The organism is Acinetobacter sp. 24-47-66 (assembly GCF_056779755.1).
The window spans coordinates 237781-248897 of the sequence record NZ_JBWYIL010000004.1; the positions used below are offsets into that span (position 1 = coordinate 237781).

The 11117-nt window shown below is 36.7% G+C and carries 8 protein-coding genes; 5 read left to right on the forward strand and 3 right to left on the reverse strand.

Annotated elements, in window-relative coordinates; translation table 11 throughout:
* Positions 1–31: 31 nt before the first annotated feature.
* On the reverse strand, positions 32–613 hold the full coding sequence (gene betI / locus AC1M84_RS06285; RefSeq protein WP_481594651.1) for a transcriptional regulator BetI: 582 nt from the start codon (positions 611–613) through the stop codon (positions 32–34).
* 248 nt (positions 614–861) lie between these two features.
* Between betI and AC1M84_RS06290 the strand changes: the two genes are divergently transcribed.
* Positions 862–2898 carry a choline transporter gene (locus AC1M84_RS06290; protein WP_481594652.1) on the forward strand — a complete coding sequence of 679 codons (2037 nt, stop codon included), beginning with the start codon at positions 862–864 and terminating at the stop codon, positions 2896–2898.
* 34 nt (positions 2899–2932) lie between these two features.
* Positions 2933–3541 (forward strand): MarC family protein, encoded by a 609-nt coding sequence (locus tag AC1M84_RS06295; RefSeq protein WP_481594653.1) that lies wholly within the window; start codon positions 2933–2935, stop codon positions 3539–3541.
* Positions 3542–3610: 69 nt separating this feature from the next.
* On the opposite strand, the gene AC1M84_RS06300 is transcribed toward AC1M84_RS06295, so the two are convergent.
* The gene (locus tag AC1M84_RS06300) at positions 3611–4225 is read right to left on the reverse strand and encodes an OmpW/AlkL family protein (RefSeq protein WP_481588106.1); all 615 of its coding nucleotides are present in this window, start codon (positions 4223–4225) and stop codon (positions 3611–3613) included.
* Between the two features lie 309 nt (positions 4226–4534).
* On the opposite strand from AC1M84_RS06300, the gene AC1M84_RS06305 reads away from it, so the two are divergent.
* Genes AC1M84_RS06305 through AC1M84_RS06315 form a run of 3 tightly spaced genes read left to right on the forward strand, consistent with a single transcriptional unit; the run spans position 4535 to position 7651 of the window.
* Positions 4535–7000, forward strand: coding sequence for a heavy metal translocating P-type ATPase (locus AC1M84_RS06305; RefSeq protein WP_481594654.1), 2466 nt, complete (start codon positions 4535–4537; stop codon positions 6998–7000).
* 23 nt (positions 7001–7023) lie between these two features.
* Positions 7024–7419 carry a MerR family transcriptional regulator gene (locus AC1M84_RS06310; protein WP_481594655.1) on the forward strand — a complete coding sequence of 132 codons (396 nt, stop codon included), beginning with the start codon at positions 7024–7026 and terminating at the stop codon, positions 7417–7419.
* A 34-nt stretch (positions 7420–7453) separates the two neighbouring features.
* Entirely contained in the window at positions 7454–7651 is a 198-nt protein-coding gene (locus AC1M84_RS06315) for a heavy-metal-associated domain-containing protein (protein ID WP_035268662.1), read from the forward strand.
* A gap of 77 nt (positions 7652–7728) precedes the next feature.
* Here the strand turns inward: AC1M84_RS06315 and AC1M84_RS06320 are convergent.
* Positions 7729–11117, reverse strand: a 3389-nt coding sequence (locus tag AC1M84_RS06320; protein WP_481594656.1) for a BapA/Bap/LapF family large adhesin, incomplete at its 5' end; no start/stop codon positions are given.

The window sequence follows — 11117 nt, forward strand, 5'->3', positions numbered from 1 at the left end:
GATTAGCCTCAGATATAGTAAATATTAAAAATTATTGTGTAAGTTGCTGCTGGATAAAGGCATGGCAAAGACGGATAGAAAGATCGGTATCAATCTCACTTCTTGTTAATGCGCCCCTTAACCAGAACCCATCAATTAATGCAGCCAACCCTTGGGCTGCTTGCTCAGCTTTTAGGGGGCTTAAATGTTTTAAAAACTCATGTTTTAAATTTGAATGTAGACGACAGTGATTCACTTGCTGTAATCGGTGTAGATCTGGTTGATGCAAACTAATAGCCCAAAACGCGAGCCATACTTTCATCGCGGCTTGATTGGTCTGAGGAGTTGCAAAATTCGCTTTAACAATCGCCATTAAACGATCTTCTGGAGAATGTCCAACCTCTGATTTTAGATCCCTTACACTTTCTCCAAGTTGCTGTAGTAAATAGCGCATGGTTGCCTCAATCAATCCATTCTTGCCACCAAAATAATGACTAATAATACCCGTGGAGACACCTGCTCTTTGCGCAATCTGTTGAATGGATGCATCAGCAAAACCGAGCTCATTTACAGTGGAGAGAGTAGCATCAATCAATTGTTGACGACGAATGGGTTGCATACCAACTTTTGGCATAAGATGACCTAAACCTACAGGAGATTATAATCAGCGTTTATCAATAATAACGCTGTAACATTAGTAAACGTTTTTTTAATTGAACGTTCAATCAATAAAAATTATAGTGCTATTACTTCCATGATGTACAGCTCAGTTTGTTTTGTATTTGCAAAAGTTTGTAATTGTGGATCAAGCAAGCTTCTATCAGGATATAAATCGAACTGCGCTGTAGATCATTTCATTACTCATTGAATGGTCACTGATTTATGCATAACAAAAATGATCAAACGCAGGATAGTTTGAATAAGGTCGTGTTCTATGTATCAGCATCATTGATACTTTTGTTTTCGATCACCACAATTTTGTTTAATGAAGCTGCTAATAACGTCATTACACAAACCCTCAATTGGGTAAGCAGAACCTTTAGTTGGTATTACCTGTTGGCTGCGACACTCTATTTTGTCTTTATTGTATTTATCGCATGCTCTCGATATGGCGAAATTAAATTAGGACCTAAACACTCTAAGCCTGAATTTAGTTTACTAAGTTGGTCTGCAATGCTCTTTTCTGCGGGTATTGGTATTGATCTCATGTTCTTTTCCGTGGCTGAACCTTTATCGCATTACATGAACCCACCTGTGGGCGAAGGACAAACCTTTGAAGCAGCACGTCAGTCTATGGTATGGACCTTGTTTCATTATGGTTTAACTGGTTGGAGCATGTATGCATTGGTTGGTGTAGCCTTAGGTTACTTCAGTTATCGTTATAACCTTCCCCTTACGATCCGTTCAGCTCTCTACCCTATTTTTGGAAAAAAAATTAACGGCCCTATAGGTCACACTGTAGATACAGCAGCCGTCTTAGGTACGATTTTTGGTATCGCGACTACCTGCGGTATTGGTGTCGTACAACTCAATTATGGCCTTCATGTTCTTTTCGATCTACCTGAAAATTTGTGGATTCAAGCTGGCTTGATCGGTATCGCGGTGGTCATTACTGTAATTTCAGTAACGGCAGGTGTGAATAAAGGGATTCGCGTACTTTCTGAAATCAATATCTATGTCTCGATTGGGTTACTCCTCTTTATTCTTTTGATTGGTAATACAGAATTCTTACTCGCAGGCTTAATCCAAAATTTAGGTGATTACCTCAGTCAATTTCCGAAATTGAGTTTAATGAGTTTTCCATTCGAACAACCTAAAGAATGGATGAACAGTTGGACGCTTTTCTTTTGGGCTTGGTGGATTGCATGGTCGCCATTTGTTGGTCTGTTTTTAGCACGTATTTCTCGTGGTCGTACCATTCGTGAGTTTGTATTTGGTACGTTGATTATTCCTCTACTATTTACACTGACTTGGTTATCCATCTTTGGAAATAGTGCACTTCACAATGTAATTTTTGATGGTAATGCACAACTTGCAACAACCGTTTTAGAAAATCCAGCGCATGGTTTCTATGACCTACTTGCACAATATCCTGGTTTTACCTTCTTAGCAGGTATAGCAACAATTACAGGATTATTATTTTACGTTACTTCTGCAGACTCAGGCGCTCTTGTTTTGGGTAATTTCACGACAAAATTCACCAATATCGAGCATGACTCTCCAAGATGGCTCAGCGTATTTTGGGCTATAGCCATTGGTTTACTCACCTTGGCGATGCTGATGGCAAATGGTATTACTGCCTTACAGAACACAACCATCATCATGGGTCTGCCTTTTAGCTTTGTCATATTCTTTGTGATGGCGGGTTTGTATAAATCTTTGAGATTGGAAGATTTCAGACAAGCCAGTACTAGCTTAAATGCCGCGCCAGTCGTGGGCAATGTGGATATTCTCAATTGGAAAAAGCGACTCAGTCGCGTAATGCTGCATCCAAGCCATGAACAAACATTAAAAATGTTAGATGACGTGTGTAAACCTGCAATGAATGCCGTGGCACAGGAACTTTTATCCAAAGGTGTCAAAGTCGATGTGAATACAAAGCGTCTTGAAGATAATGCTGAGCTTTATCATTTGGACCTCATTATTCACTTGAATGAAGAAGAAAATTTCGTATATGAGATTTGGCCCGTTCGTTATGACACCCCTAACTTTAGTACCCGTGCTAAACGAACAAAGCGTTATTACTATCGTTTAGAAAGTTACTTGTTTGAAGGTTCGCAAGGTAATGATTTGGTCGGTTACAACAAAGAACAAGTGATTAACGACATTTTGGACAAATATGAACGTCATATGATGTACCTTCATATTAACCGTATCAGTCCAGGTAAACGTCCACAATTTCCTGATCGTGACATTTAGTTAGTAGTAGCTCATCTAAACAAGGAAAATGACCATGTCAGAAAGTCTAAACGCCTTTGCTCTATTTTTTTCGTTGCTTAATCCCTTTTTAATGAGCATTTATATGCTTGGGATTATTCGAAATTCAGATGCAAAAGTTTTTAATATGGCGCTGATCCAAGGTAGTTTGATTAGCTTTGTGGTTTTTGTCATTTTTGCTAAAACAGGTGAAGCTTTTTTTAATGATGTACTTCATGCACGATTTGAATCTTTCCAAATTTTTGGTGGAATCATTTTCTTGGTGATCGGTTATCGTTATGTATTTGAAGGTGCTGATACGATTGGGGTCATGCGTGGAGCACCAAACCATTTGGCTGGTACGATCGCCATGCCTTTTATGATCGGTCCAGGAACAATCTCTGCATCTGTAATCACTGGCATTCAATTAAGTTTATGGCAGACGATCACAGTCATCTTTATGACCTTATTCTTAACCTGTAGTCTTTTGATATTAATGAAATATTTGCATGATAATTTACAGCATAAATATTCTAATTATATCGACTTATATGTAGATATCGTGGGTCGTGTTGCTGCATTGCTTATCGGTACGATTGCCATTGATATGATCGTGACTGGTGTTACTGGGATCATCAATGACTAATTGAAGGTTGTTGTTGATATTTATAAAAAAGGAGTCTTATCATTGACTCCTTTTTTTAAACCCTAATATTTAGAATCTATATCCGATATTTAAACTATACACCGTTGGATCTACGTCCACACTTCCTACCTTTTCTCCATTTACTTTTACATCAGTTTTGATATCCGCATATCGGATATCAGCACCAACACTCCATTGAGGGTTAAATTGGTAATCTACGCCTATTTGACCAGCCCAACCAAAAGAATCTGAGAGATCGAACTTATCACCACTATATAATCGGTCATTAAAAAAATAGGTGTAATTTAAGCCCAGACCCACATAAGGTTGTAACTTTTCATTGGGTAAGAAGTGATATTGCACACTAAAAATTGGAGGTAAATGTTTTGTTTTTGCGACTTCATTACCAGCAACATTAATTTTATGCTGTGGTGGCAAACCGACTAATACATCAAATGCAATATTTGGTGTATAAAAATAAGAGATCGTGCCAGTGACTCCCCAAGCATCATCTATTGTGACGGGTGCTGTTTGATTAAAAATACTACCTGGAGAAGATGTGGGATCAATATTGCTAATCGCACCTCTTATCTTCCATTTATAATCTGCGCTGTGCGCATTAGAACTTAATGCCATGGTACTCAATAAAATCGCGAATAAACCAAAACTTAATTTATCATTCATATCATTACCCATTTTTTATAAATATCTGAAATTTTGAAGATTGTTAATCAATTAAATTGAATGCTTTAGATCATATCGATAATTCTTTTTGTTGGTTATTTTTTATTCTGATTTGTTTTGATGATTTTTTATTTAAGAAAATTTATTCAATTTAAATGGATTTTTGGAATATTGTTTTTAATTTAAGTGAGGAAAGAACGTACGCCTAATTTGGATTCCAATCAGTAATGATGAAACAAGAAACAAATCTTATTGACCTTACCACAATGGGAAGGTTTAGAATGATCGTGACCTTATTTCAATCAGCATATGGAGTTAAGTATGTCATCTACTTCAACTAAATCTATTCAAATCAAAATTGAAGGAATGACCTGTGCTGCTTGTGTAAGCCGAGTTGAAAACTCATTAAAAAAAGTCGATGGTATTCAAGATGCCAGTGTGAACCTCGCCACTGAAATAGCTCAAATTGAGTTAACAACAGACGTAACAGATCAACAAATCATTCAAGCCGTAAATAAAACAGGTTTTAAAATTAAAAAATGTGCAACAATAAAATTAAAAATTTTAGGCATGACTTGTGCTGCATGTGTGAGCCGAGTTGAACGTTCTTTACTAAAAATACCAGGTGTATTAGCAGCACAAGTAAGTTTGGCAACTGAGATAGCAAGCATTGATCTACTTTATCCAGTTCCTGTTGATCAAGTTATTGAGCGTATTGAAAGATCAGGGTTTGAAGCTGTACTTGAACAGCAAACGATCACAGCACTTCCAAATCGCGAACTTGAATCAAAAAAAATTCTCAAGCATTTTATTATCGCACTTGTACTCAGTTTACCTATATTTATCATTGAAATGGGCTCGCACCTCTTGCCTTCATTTCATCATTTTATAGGTACTTACATCAGTCAGAATCAGAGCTGGTTATTCCAATTTATTCTTGCGACTTTAGTTATTTTTATACCTGGACGGCATTTTTTCACACAAGGTATCAAGTCACTGATAAATTTACATCCTGACATGAATTCTTTGGTGAGTTTAGGATCAGGAGCTGCCTATTTATATTCTATTGTTGCTACGTTCTTTCCAAGTTTATTGCCACAACAGTCAGTACATGTCTATTACGAGCCTGCAACACTCATTATTACATTTATTTTGTTAGGCAAATATCTAGAAGCACGAGCTAAAGGTCGAACTTCTGCAGCAATTCAACATCTGATTGGCTTACAACCTAAAACAGCGCGAGTTAGAGTATCTGACCTCCAGACTAAAGATATATCGATTGATAAAATTACAATCGGTATGCAGGTTGAAGTTCGGCCTGGTGAAAAAATTCCTGTAGATGGCGTGGTTATTTCAGGTGAGGGTTTTGTGGATGAATCAATGATCAGTGGTGAATCTTTTCCAATCCACAAATTGATGGGTTCAGAAGTCGTTGGTGGAACCCTCAATCAAAATGGATTTCTTGTCATTGAAACCAAACATTCTTCTGAAAGTAGCATTTTATCTTCAATTATTCAGTTGGTTGAAAATGCTCAGACACAAAAGCTCCCCATACAATCTTTAGTCGATAAAGTCACCTTATGGTTTGTTCCAGTTATCCTCTTGATTTCGATGATTACTTTCATCGCGTGGCTAGTGATTGGACCTGAACCTAATCTCAGCTATGCGTTGATTAATGCCGTTTCTGTTTTGATTATTGCATGCCCTTGTGCGATGGGACTTGCAACCCCGATGTCGATAATGGTTGCGACGGGACGTGCTGCTGAACACGGAATTTTATTTAAAAATGCGACTTCACTTCAAAAACTTCGAGAAATTTCAACATTTGCATTTGATAAAACTGGAACATTAACAATAGGGCAACCTGCGATTAGTCATATCGAGATTTTCGCACCATTTACACATCAACAGGTTCTACAAACTGTTGCATCCGTTGAATATCATTCCGAGCACCCAATTGCTAAAGCGATTGTTCAATATGCATCCGATCATCATGTAAAGATGATCGAAATTTCAGAATTTAAGAGTATTTCAGGATTCGGCATTCAAGCACAATTGGATGATCAGGATATTAAAATTGGATCTGTAGAATTTATTACTCGAGAAAACGCTAAGATCTCTCATGCACTCTCCCACCATCAAAGATTACTAGATGAAGCTCAAACACCCATCGCGGTCTCGATCGATGGTGAGCTTGCATCAATTATTTTAATCACGGATCAATTAAGACCTGAAACCTACGAGGTTATGACTCAACTTAAAAAGAACGACAAGCACATTGCTTTGATTACTGGCGATCATCAAAATGCAGCGCAATATGTGGCGAATCAACTTAATATCAATGCAGTTTATGCACAGGTCAAACCACATCAAAAGTTAAACATTGTTGAGACCCTTCAAACCCGATATGGAAATGTTGCTTTTGTTGGTGATGGGATTAATGATGCTCCAGCACTTGCGCAAGCTCAAGTCGGTATTGCGATAGGTTCAGGTACAGATGTCGCCATTGAAACGGCTGACCTTATTTTAATGTCATCAAATTTGAATAACTTATCTAAAGCCATCAAATTAAGCGAAATGACCATTAGAAATATTCATCAAAATCTGTTCTGGGCTTTTCTATACAATATTTGTCTGATTCCGATTGCTGCAGGCGTACTTTATCCCTTGACTGGTATCCTGCTCTCACCTGTTTTAGCCGCAATCGCAATGGCACTTTCTTCGGTATTTGTATTAGCGAATGCCTTAAGACTCAAAACTTTGAAATTAAATTAGCAGCTTAAAACAAAGGAAAGATCATGAATATTGGCGAATTAGCACGACGTTCAGGCTTAACTGCTAAAATGATTCGATATTACGAAAAAATCGATCTCATTTCTGTTCCGATCAGAAACGCTAGCGGTTATCGTGTTTACACAGAGCAAGACCTTTCGACTTTAAGTTTTATTAAACATGCTAAAGATCTTGGTTTTTCGATCGATCAAATCAAAAGTTTAGTTGAGCTTTGGAAAAATCCTGACAGAAAAAGTGCTGATGTGAAAAAAATTACAGATCAACATATCCATTTTTTGACAGAACAAATTCATTCGATGCAATCAATGATTTTAAAATTAAAGGCTGCGAGTCAGATGTGCTCTAATGATTCGACTTCAAACTGCAGTATTCTGAATAAAATTGAACATATTCAATCGTGACAGTGATAGATGTTAACTAACGCAAGAGGTTATTATGAAATTATTTATTGAAAATATTAGTTGTTCGGGTTGTGCTAAAGGTGTCACTGCATCTGTATTGTCACTTGATCCTAATGCAAGCGTCAATGTAGATGTTGCCAACAAAATTGCAGATATTCGTACAACATATAGCTTTGAAAAAATCGCTGAAGTTTTGACTGAAGATGGTTTCCCTCCTGAATTAAAAGATTAAATTGCCATAAAAAAGGCGAAACATTATTTCGCCTTTTTTGATAAAACGCATACCGTAGTATGCGTATTTTTAAAGAATTAATAAATGATTTGACCGTTTTGAAGTAACTGCTCCAACGTCAGATCTGCATTTTGAGGACCAATATTCAACAATTGAGTAGCTTCAAATTGTGTACCTTCACCATCGCGATCGATTGAAATTACAGAATCTTTAACAGTGATATATTTACTTAAGATATCCGCAACTTGATCAGTCGAATCTGTTGAGAATGTAGTTGAAGTATTAGCATCAACAAATAGTTGAGATACATCAATTACATCGACACCTGCTTCGAAATCTGACCACGTATCAAAACCATTTCCACCCGTTGCATCGGCTTCATCAAGTAAGTTGAAGATTAATTTATCCGCGATATCACTTCCAGTGAATGCGTCATTAAATTTCGAACTTGTAAATGATTTGTTTACATCAAAGCTTAAAGTAGCTGTTGAAGTCGTTCCACCAACTGTCGAAACAGTATAGCTAAATTCTTCTTTACCAAATCCTTTTCCAGATGGTGAATACGTATAGCTACCATCATTATTGAAAACAAGAGTACCAAATTTACCTTCGACAGTTACACTAGGATTACCACTATAAGTCGACGTCGTTAATCCATTAATAGTATAAGAACTAATAGAATTTAAACCTTCATCATTATTGGAAACGTTTCCAATAACTGGATCTAAAGCAACTGGAGTAAATTCATTCAAGTACGTAGTATTAAACGTGATTGTAGAGTCTTTGAAATAAGCAAGTCCAGGATTAACGAGATTAGCTTGTACAGTATATACACCAGCGGGAAGATCATTTAACTGTAATACTTTTCCAGTAACAGCATTTAACTCACCAGTCTTAACTACTGTGCCATCTGCATTTTTCACTGTGTAACTAATACTTCGTGATGAAGTTAGAGATAGAGTACTTTCAAAAGAAATTGCAACTGTACTGACTGAGTTTTCAGCTATTGCAAATTTAGCATCGATAGTGCGTTGAGCCAGACCAATATCTAAAATTGTATCATTCACAATAGTTTCTGATTTATTTTGCATTACAATTTCAGATTCTTCAAAATCATCTTGCGCAACAGCTAAATCAATTTTAATCGTTAACGTTTCTAGTGAACTATTTCCATTCTGATCTTTAATGACATAAGTAAATGTCTCGATTTCACCATATGGTAAGCTTGTGCCTTCACTAGGTTTATTTACGAAGTATTGGTAAGTTCCATCCTTATTGAGAATTAATTTACCATACACACCTTGAAGTTCTGATTCTTCAACAAGCTGAGTATTACCAGCAATAATGATTTCTGAACCATTAGCTAATTCAATCTGACCTGAAGTTTGACCGACAAAATCATTGTCTGTTTTAACAGTCGAATAATCATAAAGTGTGTCTTTATTAACATATAGACCAGATCCACCAAGCACATTAAGTCCTGTTGGAACAGTCACTGCATAATAATCACCCTCTGTAAATTTAAGAGTAACTTCCTTAGATTTACCACCTAAAATTACTGTGTACCAGTTATTGATGCTGTGAACTTGGACATATTCATTGGTATCAGCATTGAATTTGTAAACAAATAAAGAGTATGAAGTTAAACTTACACCACCGCCATCGCCCTGGAAAGTCATTTCACGAACATTATTTTCATTCACTTTGAAATTCATGAATGAAGATAAATCAACTGCACCGGCTTTAATAACTGGATCTAACAAACTTACATCTAACACTTTAACATTTGTTAATTTAGGTACTTCACCAGTGATATCTTTAATCTCAGGAAGTGGATTGATGATAACAGTGTCGTTAATTTCTGATTGTTTTACCTCAACAACTTTATTATCAATCGATATATTAAGCTTTGCAGAAGCTGTATTACCTAGTTCTGTTTTAACGTAATAGGTAAACTCATCTACTTGCCCGAATGGACCTTTAAAGTCTTTATTAATCTCGTAACGATAGCTTCCGTCTTGATTGATAAATAATGTACCAAATTTACCTTCGATCGCAGTTTCAGAATTACTATTCAACGTAATTGCTGCATTAGTACCAGCCATAACTGACTCTACAATCGTGCCAGTTGGCAGTACATCCTGACCATCAACAGCATCTGCATCAGTGATTACATTACCAGTTGCTTCACCATCGACTGACACAACTTCATTATAATCTAGAATAATGTCATTCAATACCTTCAGTGTATAACCACTTAATACTGTTACCCCAACAGAAGGTGTTAAGAATACAATATATTTACCCTCTGGAAGGCTCACGTTCAATTCTTCAGAAACACCAGCCAGTAAATAAGCTTTCAACCATTGTTTCTCAGTCATGTACTCTTTGTATTGACCAGTTTCTTCATCAAATTGATAAATTTTAAGATCGTACATCGAGACGATCGAAACTCCACCTGATTGTGATTTCAATGTTAAGTTGCGAACTGTCCCATCAGCAACATCAACTGTTAATGAATTTTGAAGAACTTCTGTTAAAACATTAGCTTCGAGCACTGCACCCAAGCCAACACTTGCTACCGCAAATGCAGTTTTATCTTCAAGTTGTTGTTCTGCTGAAGGTAATTTAGTAGTCGGGTTAATTACTTCAGGAATGAAATTAACTGAGTTATCCGCTGGAAGTACTATTTCTTGTGGTAACCCATTAATTTCTAAAGCTTGTTCTGCAGCATTAAGCTCTTCAATTGCGGTTAGAACTTCACCTTTAGTTACATTTTTTGATGGATCACGACCATCAGCAACGAGTTGTAAAGCTTCATTAATTTCTTGTTGAAGTGCATCACGTGTTTCATCAGTATATCTTGCTGATTCTTCCAACTCTGCATTGTCATCAAGTTTCTTTTGAAGTTCATTCGCCTTCGTCTCAAGCGCAGTTAAATCCGCTTCAGTTGCTAATGAATCTTCAAACTCTTGTTGTGCATTGGTTTTTAATGCAGCATTTGCAGCGTCTAATTCATCAGATGCTTTTTTAACTTCTTCTTTAGTTACATTTTTTGATGGATCACGACCATCAGCAACGAGTTGTAAAGCTTCATTAATTTCTTGTTGAAGTGCATCACGTGTTTCATCAGTATATCTTGCTGACTCTTCTAACTCTGCATTGTCATCAAGTTTCTTTTGAAGTTCATTCGCCTTCGTTTCAAGCGCAGTTAAATCCGCTTCTGTTGCTAATGAATCTTCAAACTCTTGTTGTGCATTGGTTTTTAATGCAGCATCTGCAGCGTCTAATTCATCAGATGCTTTGATCACATCACCTTTGGTAACTGTTTTAGCAGGATCACGACCATCAGCAACGAGTTGTAAAGCTTCATTGATTTCTTGTTGAAGTGCATCACGTGTTTCATCAGTATATCTTGCTGACTCTTCTAACTCTGCATTGTCATCAAGTTTCTTTTGAAGTTCAT

Bases quoted from the DNA above. Each gene is read 5' to 3' on its own strand.
- betI (WP_481594651.1), bottom strand. From the start codon at position 613: ATGCCAAAAGTTGGTATGCAACCCATTCGTCGTCAACAATTGATTGAT.
- AC1M84_RS06290 (WP_481594652.1), top strand. From the start codon at position 862: ATGCATAACAAAAATGATCAAACGCAGGATAGTTTGAATAAGGTCGTG.
- AC1M84_RS06295 (WP_481594653.1), top strand. From the start codon at position 2,933: ATGTCAGAAAGTCTAAACGCCTTTGCTCTATTTTTTTCGTTGCTTAAT.
- AC1M84_RS06300 (WP_481588106.1), bottom strand. From the start codon at position 4,225: ATGAATGATAAATTAAGTTTTGGTTTATTCGCGATTTTATTGAGTACC.
- AC1M84_RS06305 (WP_481594654.1), top strand. From the start codon at position 4,535: ATGGAGTTAAGTATGTCATCTACTTCAACTAAATCTATTCAAATCAAA.
- AC1M84_RS06310 (WP_481594655.1), top strand. From the start codon at position 7,024: ATGAATATTGGCGAATTAGCACGACGTTCAGGCTTAACTGCTAAAATG.
- AC1M84_RS06315 (WP_035268662.1), top strand. From the start codon at position 7,454: ATGAAATTATTTATTGAAAATATTAGTTGTTCGGGTTGTGCTAAAGGT.